This window comes from Amycolatopsis sp. NPDC006131 (genome assembly GCF_040614175.1).
In the GTDB taxonomy this organism is placed as follows: domain Bacteria; phylum Actinomycetota; class Actinomycetes; order Mycobacteriales; family Pseudonocardiaceae; genus Amycolatopsis_E; species Amycolatopsis_E tucumanensis.
Map to the genome: position 1 here is coordinate 29,814 of NZ_JBEXTX010000042.1, position 13,295 is coordinate 43,108.

The following is a 13,295-nucleotide window of genomic DNA, read 5'->3' on the forward strand; positions in this document are numbered from 1 at the left end:
ACCGAACAAGCGGTTCCTTCCTCACGGCTTTGGCAGAACTGCGCGAATCGCGTCGAGCCCACGATTTGACCCGAGTTGGCGCGGTGCAAGGAAATTTGGCGGGGCGTGTCCAAAACGGGGTCGAAATACGGAGTTAAGGGGCGTCAGAACGCACGGCACCCATCCGTCGGAGGAGACCCGCGATGACCCCGACACACGGCCACGACTCACCGGGAGACGGCTCCCAGGAGCACGGCCCGACCGACCCCCCGACCGTCCCGATCCCGCTACCGCAGCGGCGGCGAACACCGCGCCTGCGCACCCTGCGACTCAACCTGCGTCACCCGCGTCCCGCCCGGCCGAGCACCGTCTGGCCGTGTGCTCAAGACGACCTCCGCGAGGGCACCGGACTGCTCGCCAACTGGCTGCTGACCGCGGTCATCAAGCTCGTCACCACCTACACCCAGCCCGGCCAGCGGGTGCTCCTGCTCGACCCCGCGCCTTACCTCGCCCCACCCTCATCGTGGTCACCAACCGGGGGCCGCAACCAGTCCCGGCCCGGCCCGTACGCCGGACTACACGAAGCGGGCTGGACCGTGGTCCGACTCGGCCGCGGCGTCCAAACCCAGACCGCCATCGCGAGCCTCGACCCGGTCGACGAACACTCCGGTGACGCGGCAGTCGAGTCCGAGTCCGGACCCCGACCGCGCACCGACAGTCCGACCACCGACCAGCCCGCCGGGCCGTCGACACACCGCCGTCCCGGACCGGACTCGACCGCGACCGGCGCCAGTCCGGACCGCTACGACCTCGTCATCACCGCGGCCGACCCACGCACTCTCGACTGGTTCCGCCCCGCCGACTGGGCCGGGCTGCTCACCCCGACCGGCACCCTCGCTGTCATCACTCACGGTGACCGCTCCCGTGATCGGCTCACCGACCCCGCCGGCTCGCTGGTGCGCGCCGCGCAGCACGCCGGGATGCGCTACCTCGATCGCATCGCCCTGCTGCGCGTCCCCATCCGGGACGGCGCGCTCGCGGTCGCGACCCCGGCCCCGCACCCCCGACCGCAGGGTCCAGCGCGCCCGCTCGCGACGGCCGCTCGGCACACCCAGGTGCATGACGACCTCTTGGTGTTCACCCGCCAGCCGGCCCTGACCGACGCCGCCGACAGGGAGGAGACCTCCGATGACTGACCATCCCACGTCGTCCTGGCCACTCCCCCTGCCGCCGGGGGAGGAGCCGCCGATGCCGCCGCTGTCGGTCTGGCCGACCGGTCAGCGTGACCCGCTCGCGCAGCTGCGCGACGCCGGCTGTGTGCCCGGCACCGAGACCGACACCGACCGGATTCCGCCCGCCGTCGCCGCCCACTCGATCGCCGCCTACACCCGTCCCGGCGACCTCGTTCTCGACCCGGATTGCGGCGCGGGTACCGCCCTTGTCGAGGCGCTGCGCGCTGGCCGACACGCGCTCGGACTGACCGCCCGCAGCCGGTGGTGGACGCTCGCTCGCGCCAACGTCACCGCCGCCAAGACCGCGGGCGCCTGGCGCGACGGATCGGTCCTCGACGCCCGGCCGAAAGTCCTCGCGACCGTCCGGGCCGCCGGGCTGATCGGGCGAGTCGGACTCGTCCTGACCGCCCTGCGCACCGCGCCAGCCGGCCCCAACAACCAGGCGAGCGGTCCGGACCGCGACCCGGTCGAGTCCGCCCTCGCCGACCTCGCCACGACACTGCTCTACTGCGAGCCGCTGCTGCGTTCCGGCGGGCACGTCGCCGTCATCGCGCGACCTCTCCGGCACCCGGACGGTTCGCTGGTTGACCTGACCAGTCCGCTCATCGCCGCCGCCACCTCGGCCGGGCTGGCGCCGGTCGAGCGGTGCATCGCGCTGACCGCCGGACTGCGCGGCAGCCGACTGGTCACCCGCGCCTCGCTGGCCGAGCGTCGCGCCGCTGCCCGAGTCCGCGCTGCCGGTGCGCCGACCGCGCTGACCGCGCACCACGAGGTGCTCGTCTTCCAACTCGCCCACGACGCCGAACTCGCTGCCGCGACGGCAGCCGGCATCCCGTGGCCGACCGAGGACGACGTCATCCGGCCCGCCGTCAACGGCGTCGAGTACCCCGGCTGGAGGCGAGCGGCATGACCACCCGCCTGTACTGCCGCGAGTGCGGCTGGCACCCCGAGTTCCGACGCAAGCGCGCCGCCCTCCGCGCCGCCGCCCGGCACCAGTGCACCGGCACACCGGTGGCCGAGATCCGTCCACCGCTGCGGTCCCGCCTGTGGACAAACCTGTGGACAACTAGGTCGGGTGCCTCCGTCGTCGACACTGAAGACGGGGCGGTCGACCAGACCGGTGACGACGTACTGGTCGACGCTCACGGCAACCGGATCCAGTGGGCCGCGCTCGCCGCGCACCACGCCGAGACCACTCGTCGCGCCCGCGCCGCGATGGTCGAACTCGTCCGGGCCGGCTACCAGATCGGGCCGCCGCCCTACGGCTACCGTGCCCTGCGCATCCGGGTCACGGACCCCAGCGGCCACAGCAAGCTGCGGGCGGTCCTCGTCCCGGACTGGCAGACCGCCGCGGTCGTCAAGCAGATCTTCATCTGGCGCGCCGACCACGGCCTGACGTTCGCCGTCATCGCCGCACGGCTCAACAGCGACCCACGCCAGTACCCGGCACCGGCGCCCAACGGTCGGTGGACCCCCAAGGCCGTCCGGCGGATCGTCACCAACGTCAAGTACACCGGGCGCCAGGTCTGGGCCCGCACCGTTGCCGGCCGCCCGGCACCGGTCGACCAGTGGGTCACCTCGGCGCCGAAGGTGCACGAGCCACTGGTTGACGAACGCACGTTCCACCGCGCCCAGCCCGGCGCCGCCGAAGGTCCGCCCGACGCGGAGGTCTCGGCCGATACCCGGCCGAGTGCGGCATGACCACCCGCCGGTGGAGCATCGCCGCCGTGGTCCTGTTCGCCGGGTACGCGGCGACGATCGCCGGGGCGAACTGGGCCACCACGCTCTGGCCGGCGGTGGCGGTCGCGGGCCTGCACATTCCCGCGGGCGCGCTCTTCGCCGGGCTCGCATTCACCGTCCGGGACCTACTGCAGGACGCTGTCGGCACCCGGACAACGCTGCTCGCGGTCGCCCTCGGCGCGGCGTTGTCCGGGCTGGTCGCCGAGCCGCGCATCGCGCTCGCCAGCGCCACGGCCTTCGCCGTCTCCGAACTGGTCGACCTCGGCATCTACACCCCGCTGCACGACCGGAGTCACCTCGCCGCCGTGAGTGCGTCGAACGCGGTTGGGCTGCTCGTCGACAGCCTGCTGTTCCTGCCGCTGGCCTTCGGCTCGTTGACCTACCTCGCCGGCCAACTCGTCGGGAAGACCGCCACCACGGCCCTGGCGGTCGCTGTGCTTGCTGGTGTCCGCGCTCGCCGAAGGGCGGTGCCAGCGTGAAGTTCTACCTAGGCGTCCACCAGCCGATCTGGTTGACCCGCGTGCCGGACGTCCCGCTGCTGGTGTCGCACCGGCGGCTCGGCCACCGCCGAACCCTGCCCCGTGCGATCACGGAATGGGCGCTCGACTCCGGCGGCTTCACCGAGCTGCAGCTTCACGGGCGTTGGCAGGTCTCCGAGAAGGACTACGTCCGGGCGGTCCGGCGCTACGCCGACGAGATCGGCAACCTCGCCTGGGCGGCGCCGCAGGACTGGATGTGCGAACAACGCATCCTGAAACGCACTGGCTTGACGGTCCGCGAACATCAACGGCGGACCGTGCGCAACCTGGTCCGTCTCCGGGAACTCGCGCCTGAGCTCCCTTGGGTGCCGACGCTGCAGGGTTGGACTCTGTCGGACTACGAACGTTGCTTCGACCTCTACGAGCGGGCCGGGATCGACCTGGCCGCCGAGCAGCTCGTCGGGATCGGCACGGTGTGCCGTCGCCAGAACAGTGCCGACGTCGAGCGCATCATGCGCGCCTTCGCCACGCGCGAGTTGAACCTGCACGGCTTCGGCATCAAGATCACCGGTCTCAACCGGTACGCCGAAGCTCTCTCCAGTTCGGACTCGATGTCCTGGAGCATGCGCGGCCGATACGTGCCCGGATGCGGTCCGAGCCACCGCACCGAGTCGAACTGTCTGCGCTTCGCGCTCAGCTGGTATCGGCAGATCCGTACCACGCTGGGTGCGGCAGGACTGTCTGCGGACAGCGTGTCCCCGCAGGTATTGGGGGCCGCGTGATGACCGCCGCGTTCCCCGCTGCGGGCTCACTGCTCGCCGCGGGACTCCGTGGTGTCCGGTTCAAGGAGCGAGACATCGCGTGGCGTGTCGATTCCGAACAGCTCGTTGGGCGTGCACCGAAGCGTCGTGCACAGCGCCTGCAAGGTCGCCACCTTCACCTGGACCGGCGGCTTCTTAATCAACACGTCAACCGACTGGAGGGACAGTTCGAACCCGGCGCGCTGGATGAGGAGCTCGCGCAGCTGGGTCGCGTTCCAGACGTCACGGGAGGCCATGACCTTCCGCAGCCGCCACTCGATCTGCACCCGCTGCCATCCCGTGTTCGTCACTCCGCGGCGCTTCGCGCCGTCGCCAACCGACGCTCAGTGTCCCCGATGACGACGAAGGCCAGCCGCCGCACGTCCGGCGTGTTCAGCAGGCACACACTCGCCAACAGGCATAACCTGAGATACTCAGGTGTCCCTAGATCCACTCAGGTGTTACCTTAGTTGAATGGCAGACCTGTCCCCGGTTCAAGAGAGAGGAGGTGGTGCTTCGGCGCCCATCACGTTCATCGCCATGCCGACGCGCCGCAGTCCGCGGCCAGCGCCGGTAGAAATCCTCTGGACTCGCGTCGACCGCCCACCTCGCGCTGACGAGGTGATCCAGCACCAGTTCGGCAAGGCACACGGCCCTGCCGAACGGCATGAGTCCAGCACGGCCACGAGCGCCGGCCCCGTCCACGTGCACTCGGGGAGTTGAGGCCCGTTGGCCGTGACAGCTTCGGCGGTCCCAGCTCATTCAACGCACGTCATGGTGCGTGCCCGCGTCGCCGCGAAACCCGCCTCGCGCGGACCGGCGACCGCAGGTGTCGACGGCTGGGAGTGCCCGCTGTGTCGACGGTTCCTGTCGCCGACCAGCAGTCCCGTGAACCTCCGCCAGCCGCGGGCTTCATGGGCACGAAGGGGGCGCTCATGTGCGCTCAACCTCGCAACCCTGACCAATCCACCGACAACCGCGCCGACGTTCCTGCTGCGGCCGACCAGGAGCAGCAGAGAAGCCCCGTCAACGCGCCGAACAGGCAACCCCGACGGCGCGTTGGGGCGCACAGAACTGTGCGCCACGTGGTGGTGCGCGGCGTTCGCCGCGATCCCCCCGACATCCACAAGCTCGCGCGGGTGGTCGCAAGCCTCGCGGCAGACATCGTCGCGGCCGAATCCGGCGAGCGACCGCCAACCGCCAAGCCGGACACCGCGGACGCCAGTGACCGCGATCAACGCCGCGATGCCGCATGACACAGCACCTCCGCGCTCGCTCAACGAACGCAGCAGAGCGAAGCCGCTCGTCAATGACTCGACAGGAAGGTTCAGCACAATGCCGCTTGCCAATCGCAATCCCCGCAGCGGTCAGGACGCAGGCCAGCGAGCTCGACGCTTCGTGCGCGTCGGCCTTTACCAGCGATGGCCCACCCTCCTCGAAAACGACCACCTGCGCTCCTACGTCGAGGCCGAACCTGGTTGGCGCATCACCCTTCGCAGCAGCGACTACGCATCAGGCGGCACGCTGAAACGTCCTGGGCTGCAACGGGTATTGGCGGCAGCCCGATCCGGAGTCATCGACGTACTCGTCGTCAACCACCTGTACAACCTGTCGCGCAAGACGCAGCACCTCGCCTTCGTGCTCGACGAGCTGACGTCCCGAGGCGTCCGGGTCGTCTCGGCCGCTGATCCCGCCTTCGACACGGAGACCGCGCACGGCCTCTTCCTCGTACGCGTCGTGAGTGCCGTCGCGGAGATCGAGCAGACCGGCGCACTCGCAGATCGTCGCGACCGGCGTCGCCACGACCAGCAATCCGCCGACGAGTCGCCGCTCGCCGGCTAACGGCAGATCCCGCCGGGCCCACCACGCCCGCCAACACATCCCCATCCAGACCGACTCGTAACGAGGTGTCATGTCCACCGCCTACGCCAACTCGGACAACGAACTCCAGCCGTCGGATGCCCCTGCGCCCACCACCCGCGCGGTGATCTACACGCGCGTGGCCTCGCCCGGACGGGCCGAGACCGAGCACAGCGTCACGGCCCAGCGTGAGGCATGTCTGCGCAAGGCGCAGGAACTGGGTTTCTCGCTCATCGACGAGCACGTCGACCCACACGCTCGACTCTGGCGACGGCCGAAACGCCAGCTGTTCCGACGCATGCTCGCGCGGTTCCGCAGCCGTTGAGAAACAGCAACCCGGCCACGAATTCGCCGCTCGCCGGGAGCGCGCGATCCAGTCGCCAGGACCCACTCGCCGGCTGCACGGTCCTCCGTCCAGGCCGCCCTCAGAAGGAGGTGTCATGACCAGCGCTTATGCCGACTTCATCGATGAACTGCAGCAGGATGTCACCATCCCCATCCAGCCGCCGATGGACGACCTTGCCCCCGGCACTCGCGCAGTGATCTACCTGCGCGTGTCCTCGACCGGGCAAGTCCGGACCGACTACAACCCGGAAGGCATCTCCATTCCGGCCCAACGGGAAGCGTGTCTTCGCAAGGCGCGGGAACTGGGCGTCACGGTCATCGACGAGTACGTCGAACCCGGACGCTCGGGAACGGAGATGACCAAACGCGAAGCATTCCAACAGATGCTCGCGCGGGTGCGCAGCCAGGGCGACGTCGACGTCATCATCATCTACCAGCTCTCGCGCATGGCGCGGAACCGCTACGACGACGCGATCGTCATGGCGGACCTGCGCAAGCGCGGCGTCACACTGGTCTCGGCCACCGAGGCCATCGACGACACCCCGGTCGGCCAATTGATGCACGGCATCCTGGCCACTTTCAACGAGTACCAATCCCGCCAGTCCGGTGCCGACATCGCCTACAAGATGGGCCAGAAGGCGCGCAACGGCGGCACACTCGGACGCGCGAAGCTCGGCTACCTTAACCACATCGACCACTCCGACGGCCGCGTGATCCGCACGATCATCGTCGATCCCGAACGAGCGCCCTTTGTCCAGCTGGGCTTCGAACTGTTCTCCACCGGCGACTACACGCAAGAAGAGTTGGCTGACGAACTGTACGACCGCGGCCTACGCACCAGGGCCACCCGGCGACACCCAGCTAAGAAGGTGTCCGAGAACAAGATTTCGCAAATGCTGCGGGATCGCTACTACCTCGGATACGTCGAGTACGACGGCGAAGAAATCCAGGGGCGGCACGAGCCGCTCATCGACGAGGACCTCTTCGACATAGTCCAGGAGATTCTCGACTCGCGCATGACGGCACAAGAACGCCGTCGCGTGCATCACCACTTCCTCAAGGGATCGCTCTTCTGTGGACGCTGCCAACGCGACGGCATCAAGCGGCGGATGATCATTCAACGGACCATCAACTCGAAGGGCGCGGAGTACCTGTACTTCTTCTGCCGCGGCAGGCAGAAGGGGCTGTGCCAAGCACCTCACGTCAACGTCACGCTCGTCGAGGACGCGGTTGAGCGCCACTACTCCGCGATTCGCTTCAGCCAGCCGTTCATCGCTGACATGCGCGACCAGATCGATGCTGTGCTCGGCGAGCAGGAAAAGTCCGCCCGCCTGCTGCGCAAGCAGATCACCGCACAGCTCAAGGAACTCGACACGAAGGAGGAGAACTTGATCGACCTCGCTGCCGACAGCACGCTGCCTCGGACCAAGGTCAAGGAGAAGCTGCGCGACATCGCACGCGAGCGCCGCCGGCTGGAGGAGCGCCTGGAAACAGCCAACGCCGACCTCACCGACAGCGCCCAGCTCGTCAACGCTGGCCTTGCCCTCCTCGAACAGCCCGACCAGCTGTACCGACGCTGCAACGACCAACAGCGGCGCCTACTCAACCAGGCGATCTTCCACGCCCTCTACATCGAGGACGACAAGATCACAGACGGTGAGCTCCGTGAGCCCTTCGGCGAGCTGCACGCCATCCAAGATCAGCGGACCGCAGCAACCAGCGCGGAGAACACAAACGAAAGGACCACCCGCATTGCGGGTGGTCCTTGCTCGCCTTCAGGCGTCGCGGTCCTACTTCGTGGCCTTCATTCAGGCACTTGTTCTAGTAAGACCCCTAGGGTGGAGCTGAGGGGAATCGAACCCCTGACCTTCTCGATGCGAACGAGACGCGCTACCAACTGCGCTACAGCCCCTTACTGGACTTCCCGAAGGAAGCTCCAGAAGCATAGCAAGTGCCCGGAGGCGGTCGGCGAGGGGGTCTACTCTCCGACCGCGCGCCGGAACGGGAGCTGGTCCGGGTCGTCCAGGTCGTGGAACGCGGGGTCTTCGTCCTCGAGGTCGACGACCACCGCGCGGCCGCGGAGGCGCGACGCGGGCGAGGGGCGGCGCTCGACGCCGGGCACCTCGCGCGGCGGCTCGACGACGTCGAACTCCTCGGCGGGGCGCTCGCGGCGGGCGGGGCGCGCCGCGGGGCGGGAGCCGAGCCGGGCCATGCGGCGCTGGCGGATCTCGGCCTCGATGCGCACCTGCCGGCGCAGGTAGGCGAGGTAGCCCACCAGGACGAGGTCGACCGCGCCGTGCAGCCACCACAGCGACGAGGTCAGGAACCCGGCTCCGGCGGCCGTGACGACCGCGAGCAGGAACAGGCAGAGGACGACCCGCTGGCGGAACGCGTACTTGGCGCGCGCGGCGATCTCCGCGGCCTCCGGGTCGAACCCGCCGCGACCGGGGCGGTAGCGGCGGTCGGACACCGGCTCGTACCGGCGCGCCGGCTCCTCTTCGTACTCTTCGACGTCGTCGTAGTCGACGCGGTCGTCGGCCTCAGCGACCTGCTGGGTGGTTTCGGACATCGCGAACTCCTCCTCCACGTCGTCTGCGCCGCCGCCACTGCGGACCACGCGGGCGGCCAGTTCGGCGTCGGCCGTCTGCGTGACCGCCTGGCGCTTGCGGGCGACCATGGGCACGAGCACGACGAGCCAGGCCGCGGCCAAGGCGACGATGATCAGCGAGCTGGGCAATCCCCTCTCACCTCCCCCGTTCACTGCTACATGTCGTCACGCTAGTCACAGGAGTAACAGATGGGACGGAGCCACGCCGCTCGGAAGCAGAAAAAGGGTCACGCCATCCGGTGAAAAACTCGCCGTTAGGTAACGGACCCGGTCACAGGTATTCGGCGCGTCCGGCGGCGACCAGGCGCGCCACCAGCCCCGGTCCGCTCTCCTCGACCGTCATCGCGTAGCAGTAGTGGTCCCGCCAGTCGCCCGCCACGTCCAGGTACCGCTTGAACAGGCCTTCCTGCCGGAACCCCGCCTTGGTCAGCACTTTGATGCTCGCGGTGTTCTCCGGCCGCACGGTCGCCTCGATGCGGTGCAGGCCGGCGGAGCTGAACGCGTGGTCCACGACCAGCGCGACTGCCGCCGTGGCGACCCCACCCTTCACCACGGAGGAGGACACCCAGTAGCCGACCCACGCCGAGCGCAGTGAGGCCCGGATCACGTTACCGACAGTGATCTGGCCGGCGAACTCACCGTCCAGGGTGATCGTGTACGGCAGGCACTGGCCACGCCGGGCGAGCGACCGCAGCGCCGTCCACTGCGCGGGCCAGGACCAGTAGCTGTTCCGGTCGCGCCACGGCCCCGGCCCGGTCGGCTCCCACGGCTCGAGGTGCTCCTGGTCGCGCAGCCGGATCCGGCTCCAGTCGCCCGCGTCGCGCAGGCGGATCGGCCGCACCGCGACGTCACCGGCCGCCACCCGGATCGGGCCCAGCCGGGCCGGCCACCCTGGGTGGCGGGACTCCAGGTCATACGCTGCTGGCTGCACCGGACAGTTCTAACCCCGCTGCGCCAGGAAGGTCACCTTGACCTGCTCGCCCGCGGGCACCTCGGTGAGGTCCTCGTCCACGTTGACCAGGCAGTTCGCCTCGGCCAGTGACGCGAGCAGGTGCGCGCCGGACGTGCCGAGCGGCTGCACCAGGTACTCGCCGGTGCTCTCATCACGCAGCAGCTGCCCGCGCAGATAACCGCGCCGGCCCTTGGTCGAGGACACCGGCGACAGCAGCCGCGCGCTCACCGTGCGGCGGTGCGGGTTGCGGGTGCCGCGGGCGGCGCGGATCAGCGGCCGGATCAGCACCTCGAACACGACCAGCGCGCTCATCGGGTTCGCCGGGATCAGGAAGGTCGGCACCGAGTCCGGGCCGAGCCGCCCGAAGCCCTGCGCGGACCCCGGGTGCATGCCGACGCGGGTCATGTCGATCTCACCGAGGTCGGACAGGGCCGCCTGCACCTCGTCGCCGGCGGTGCCGCCCGCGCCGCCCGCGACCACGACGACCTCGGACATCAGCAGCCTGCCCTCGACGACCTCACGCAACCGTTTCGGGTCGCTCGGCACGATCCCGACGCGGCTGACCTCGGCGCCCGCGTCGCGCGCGGCGGCCGCCAGCGCGTAGGAGTTGACGTCGTAGACCTGGCCGGTCGTCGGGGTGCGGTCGATGTCGACCAGCTCGTCGCCCACCGACACGATCGACACCCGCGGCCGCGGGTAGACCAGCACTTTCGAGCGGCCGACCGCCGCGAGCAGGCCCACCTGCGCCGCGCCGATCGTGTCGCCCTGGCGGACGGCCACGTCGCCGATCTGCACGTCCTCGCCGGTCCGCCGGACGTAGGCCGCGGACGGCACCGAGCGGTGGATCGTCACCTTGGCGGGGTGGCCGTCGGTGAAGGCGGTCGGCACGACGGCGTCGGCGAGGGTCGGCAGCGGCGCCCCGGTGGCGACCCGGACGGCCTGCCCGGGCTGCAGCCGCCGGGGCTGCCGTGAGCCGGCCGGGATCTCCCCCACCACCGGGAGCTGGACGGGCTCCTCGCCGTCGGCGCGCACGTCCACGCTGCGCACCGCGTAACCGTCGACGGCGGCCTGGTCGAAGCCGGGCAGCGCGTGCTCGGCCACGACCTCCTCGGCGCAGAGCAGGCCCTGCGCTTCGGAGATCGCGACGCGGACGGGTCGCGGGCGCACCGCGGCCTGCAGGACGCGGGCGATCTGCTCGTCGACCGAGCGGAGGTCCTGCTCGGCCTGGTCGGGCTCCGGGGTGGGGTCGGTCATCAGCGATCGGTCCCGAGTCGTTCGGTCAGCCAGTTGCGCAGCTCGGGCCCGTAGTCCGGGTCGTCGAGGGCGAAGTCGACGGCGGCCTTGAGGAAGCCGCCCGGGTTGCCGAGGTCGTGCCGCCCGCCCCGGTGGACCACGATGTGCACGGGGTGGCCCTCCTCGATCAGCAGCGCGACGGCATCGGTGAGCTGCAGTTCACCACCCGCGCCCGGCTCGATGCGACGCAGGGCGTCGAAGATCGCCCGGTCGAGGAGGTAGCGGCCGGCCGCGGCGTAGGTGGACGGCGCTTCCTCCGGCGAGGGCTTCTCGACCATGCCGTGCACCCGCTTGACGTCGGCGTCGCCGGTGTCCGTGACGTCGAACACGCCGTAGGGCGAGATCTGCTCCTTCGGGATGTCGAACGCGCACAGCACGCTGCCGCCGTGCTTGGCGCGCACCTCGGACATCTTCGAGAGCACGCCGGCAGGCAGCACCAGGTCGTCGGGCAGCAGCACCGCGACGGCCTCGTCCTCGTCGGTCAGGTTCGGCTCGGCCTGGGCCACCGCGTGCCCGAGGCCCAGCGCCTCCTCCTGGATCGCGACCTCGACGTCGATCAGCTCCGGCCCGCGGCGGACCTTCTCCAGCAGCGCGGACTTGCCCTTGCGCTCGAGGTTGGCCTCCAGCTCGGGCGACGGCCGGAAGTAGCTGACCACGGACTCCTTGCCCGGCGAGGTGACGATCACCAGGCGTTTCGCCCCGGCCTGTGCGGCTTCGCTCGCGACGATCTCGATCCCCGGGGTGTCCACCACCGGGAGCAGCTCCTTGGGTACCGCTTTCGTCGTCGGCAGGAACCGGGTGCCCAGGCCCGCGGCCGGGACGATTGCGGTTCGGAACGAGTGGTTGTCGAAGGCGCCCGTCATAGGCGCCAAGCCTAACCTGCGTACATGGGTGCGCAGCGCAATGACGAGGTGACGAAGGCCGAGTGGCGCGCGAAGCTGTCGGCCGCCCGCGCGGCCGTCTCCGTGCAGCAACGGGTCGCCGAGGCCGCCGCGCTGGTCCGCGCGGTGTCCGCGATGTCACTCCCGGACACCGTGTGCTGCTACGTCCCGTTCGGCTCCGAGCCGGGCTCGATCGGCCTGCTCGACGTGCTGCGCGAGCGCGGCGCGCGGGTGCTGCTCCCGGCGATTCCCGCCGAGCCCGGGCCGCTGGACTGGGCCGAGTACACGGGCACCGGGAGCCTGCGCGCGGGACGGCTGCGGCGCATCCTCGAGCCGACCGGCCGGCTCCTCGGCCCGGACGCGCTGGCCGGCGCCGGGCTGGTCCTGCTGCCCGCTCTGGCCGTCGACCACCGCGGCGTGCGGCTCGGGCGGGGCGCCGGGTTCTACGACCGGTCCCTCGCGCACGCCGCGCCCGGCGCCGACCTGGTGGCCGTCGTCCGGGACGCTGAGCTGGTCGAACAGCTGCCCGCGGAGGACCACGACGTGCTCATGACCGGGGCGCTCACCCCCGGTCGCGGGCACGTCCGGCTGCCACTGTGACCAACCCTTGTTTGCGCTGGGGGAATGGTCTCCAGCACAATTGCGTTAGCACTCTTGCGGATCGAGTGCCAATGCGCGAAGGAGCACCTGTGCCCACGTACCAGTACGCCTGCAAGGAGTGCGGCCACCGTTTCGAGGCCGTGCAGTCGTTCTCCGAAGCCAGCCTGACCGAGTGCCCGGAGTGCACCGGCCCGCTGCGCAAGCTCTACGGAGCGGTCGGCGTGATCTTCAAGGGCTCCGGCTTCTACCGGACCGACTCGCGCTCGTCGTCTTCGTCCTCGTCGTCGAAGTCGTCCACCTCCTCCTCGTCGAGCTCTTCCAGCGAGAGCAAGAGCAGCTCCGCCTCTTCGTCATCCTCGTCGAGCGGTACGACGACAACCGCGGCCGCGGCTTCCTGACGGCCGAGTTATCCACAAGTACCCAGTTATCCACAGCTGCCAGATCCGCGTCTTTTCCGCCGGGTGTCAGCACCCCTAGCGTCGATCTCGTCGACGGCACTCCGCCGTCGCGCTCGACGACTGGGGGT

General features: G+C 70.0%; 15 protein-coding genes, 1 tRNA gene and 1 pseudogene. 11 read left to right on the top strand and 6 right to left on the bottom strand.

What is annotated here, in order from left to right; genetic code table 11:
• Positions 1 to 182 precede the first annotated feature (182 nt).
• The 5 genes from ABZ215_RS21925 to ABZ215_RS21945 are packed head-to-tail and all read left to right on the top strand — an operon-like array spanning position 183 to position 4,212.
• Entirely contained in the window at positions 183 to 1,175 is a 993-nt protein-coding gene (locus ABZ215_RS21925; protein WP_354951198.1) for a hypothetical protein, read from the top strand.
• On the top strand, positions 1,168 to 2,121 hold the full coding sequence (locus ABZ215_RS21930; protein ID WP_354951200.1) for a DNA methyltransferase: 954 nt from the start codon (positions 1,168 to 1,170) through the stop codon (positions 2,119 to 2,121). Before ABZ215_RS21925 ends, ABZ215_RS21930 begins: the two co-directional genes overlap by 8 nt.
• Entirely contained in the window at positions 2,118 to 2,912 is a 795-nt protein-coding gene (locus ABZ215_RS21935; RefSeq protein ID WP_354951202.1) for a recombinase family protein, read from the top strand. The genes ABZ215_RS21930 and ABZ215_RS21935 overlap by 4 nt, the downstream gene beginning before the upstream one ends.
• The gene (locus tag ABZ215_RS21940; protein WP_354951204.1) at positions 2,909 to 3,430 is read left to right on the top strand and encodes a VUT family protein; all 522 of its coding nucleotides are present in this window, start codon (positions 2,909 to 2,911) and stop codon (positions 3,428 to 3,430) included. The genes ABZ215_RS21935 and ABZ215_RS21940 overlap by 4 nt, the downstream gene beginning before the upstream one ends.
• Positions 3,427 to 4,212 carry a hypothetical protein gene (locus tag ABZ215_RS21945; protein ID WP_354951206.1) on the top strand — a complete coding sequence of 262 codons (786 nt, stop codon included), beginning with the start codon at positions 3,427 to 3,429 and terminating at the stop codon, positions 4,210 to 4,212. The genes ABZ215_RS21940 and ABZ215_RS21945 overlap by 4 nt, the downstream gene beginning before the upstream one ends.
• 26 nt (positions 4,213 to 4,238) lie before the next feature.
• Here ABZ215_RS21945 and ABZ215_RS21950 read toward each other — a convergent pair whose 3' ends face one another.
• Positions 4,239 to 4,541: a helix-turn-helix transcriptional regulator gene (locus tag ABZ215_RS21950; protein ID WP_354951208.1), complete on the bottom strand. Its 303-nt coding sequence runs from the start codon at positions 4,539 to 4,541 to the stop codon at positions 4,239 to 4,241.
• A gap of 774 nt (positions 4,542 to 5,315) precedes the next feature.
• Between ABZ215_RS21950 and ABZ215_RS21955 the strand changes: the two genes are divergently transcribed.
• The 4 genes and pseudogenes from ABZ215_RS21955 to ABZ215_RS21970 all read left to right on the top strand — a co-directional run.
• Positions 5,316 to 5,486 carry a hypothetical protein gene (locus tag ABZ215_RS21955; RefSeq protein ID WP_354951210.1) on the top strand — a complete coding sequence of 57 codons (171 nt, stop codon included), beginning with the start codon at positions 5,316 to 5,318 and terminating at the stop codon, positions 5,484 to 5,486.
• The gene (locus ABZ215_RS21960; protein WP_354951212.1) at positions 5,455 to 6,072 is read left to right on the top strand and encodes a recombinase family protein; all 618 of its coding nucleotides are present in this window, start codon (positions 5,455 to 5,457) and stop codon (positions 6,070 to 6,072) included. Before ABZ215_RS21955 ends, ABZ215_RS21960 begins: the two co-directional genes overlap by 32 nt.
• Before the next feature lie 70 nt (positions 6,073 to 6,142).
• On the top strand, positions 6,143 to 6,415 hold the full coding sequence (locus ABZ215_RS21965; RefSeq protein WP_354951214.1) for a hypothetical protein: 273 nt from the start codon (positions 6,143 to 6,145) through the stop codon (positions 6,413 to 6,415).
• A 184-nt stretch (positions 6,416 to 6,599) separates the two neighbouring features.
• Positions 6,600 to 7,391, top strand: a pseudogene (locus ABZ215_RS21970) (recombinase family protein); the annotation flags it as partial.
• Positions 7,392 to 8,274: 883 nt separating this feature from the next.
• Here ABZ215_RS21970 and ABZ215_RS21975 read toward each other — a convergent pair.
• From ABZ215_RS21975 to ABZ215_RS21995, 5 genes are all read right to left on the bottom strand, one after another.
• Positions 8,275 to 8,347, bottom strand: a tRNA-Ala gene (locus ABZ215_RS21975).
• 66 nt (positions 8,348 to 8,413) lie between these two features.
• Positions 8,414 to 9,172, bottom strand: coding sequence for a gephyrin-like molybdotransferase receptor GlpR (gene glpR / locus ABZ215_RS21980; RefSeq protein ID WP_020421601.1), 759 nt, complete (start codon positions 9,170 to 9,172; stop codon positions 8,414 to 8,416).
• A gap of 142 nt (positions 9,173 to 9,314) precedes the next feature.
• The gene (locus ABZ215_RS21985) at positions 9,315 to 9,974 is read right to left on the bottom strand and encodes a GNAT family protein (protein WP_027936383.1); all 660 of its coding nucleotides are present in this window, start codon (positions 9,972 to 9,974) and stop codon (positions 9,315 to 9,317) included.
• 9 nt (positions 9,975 to 9,983) lie between these two features.
• Entirely contained in the window at positions 9,984 to 11,249 is a 1,266-nt protein-coding gene (glp, locus tag ABZ215_RS21990) for a gephyrin-like molybdotransferase Glp (protein WP_017984982.1), read from the bottom strand.
• On the bottom strand, positions 11,249 to 12,151 hold the full coding sequence (locus ABZ215_RS21995; protein ID WP_020421603.1) for a UTP--glucose-1-phosphate uridylyltransferase: 903 nt from the start codon (positions 12,149 to 12,151) through the stop codon (positions 11,249 to 11,251). Before ABZ215_RS21995 ends, glp begins: the two co-directional genes overlap by 1 nt.
• A 24-nt stretch (positions 12,152 to 12,175) precedes the next feature.
• On the opposite strand from ABZ215_RS21995, the gene ABZ215_RS22000 reads away from it, so the two are divergent.
• Both ABZ215_RS22000 and ABZ215_RS22005 read left to right on the top strand, forming a co-directional pair.
• The gene (locus ABZ215_RS22000; protein ID WP_027936384.1) at positions 12,176 to 12,769 is read left to right on the top strand and encodes a 5-formyltetrahydrofolate cyclo-ligase; all 594 of its coding nucleotides are present in this window, start codon (positions 12,176 to 12,178) and stop codon (positions 12,767 to 12,769) included.
• An 89-nt stretch (positions 12,770 to 12,858) separates the two neighbouring features.
• A complete protein-coding gene (locus ABZ215_RS22005) occupies positions 12,859 to 13,167 on the top strand; it encodes an FmdB family zinc ribbon protein (RefSeq protein WP_354951216.1) in 309 nt (102 codons plus the stop codon).
• Positions 13,168 to 13,295: the final 128 nt, after the last annotated feature.

Bases quoted from the DNA above. Each gene is read 5' to 3' on its own strand.
- ABZ215_RS21925 (WP_354951198.1), top strand. From the start codon at position 183: ATGACCCCGACACACGGCCACGACTCACCGGGAGACGGCTCCCAGGAG.
- ABZ215_RS21930 (WP_354951200.1), top strand. From the start codon at position 1,168: ATGACTGACCATCCCACGTCGTCCTGGCCACTCCCCCTGCCGCCGGGG.
- ABZ215_RS21935 (WP_354951202.1), top strand. From the start codon at position 2,118: ATGACCACCCGCCTGTACTGCCGCGAGTGCGGCTGGCACCCCGAGTTC.
- ABZ215_RS21940 (WP_354951204.1), top strand. From the start codon at position 2,909: ATGACCACCCGCCGGTGGAGCATCGCCGCCGTGGTCCTGTTCGCCGGG.
- ABZ215_RS21965 (WP_354951214.1), top strand. From the start codon at position 6,143: ATGTCCACCGCCTACGCCAACTCGGACAACGAACTCCAGCCGTCGGAT.
- glp (WP_017984982.1), bottom strand. From the start codon at position 11,249: ATGACCGACCCCACCCCGGAGCCCGACCAGGCCGAGCAGGACCTCCGC.
- ABZ215_RS21995 (WP_020421603.1), bottom strand. From the start codon at position 12,151: ATGACGGGCGCCTTCGACAACCACTCGTTCCGAACCGCAATCGTCCCG.
- ABZ215_RS22000 (WP_027936384.1), top strand. From the start codon at position 12,176: ATGGGTGCGCAGCGCAATGACGAGGTGACGAAGGCCGAGTGGCGCGCG.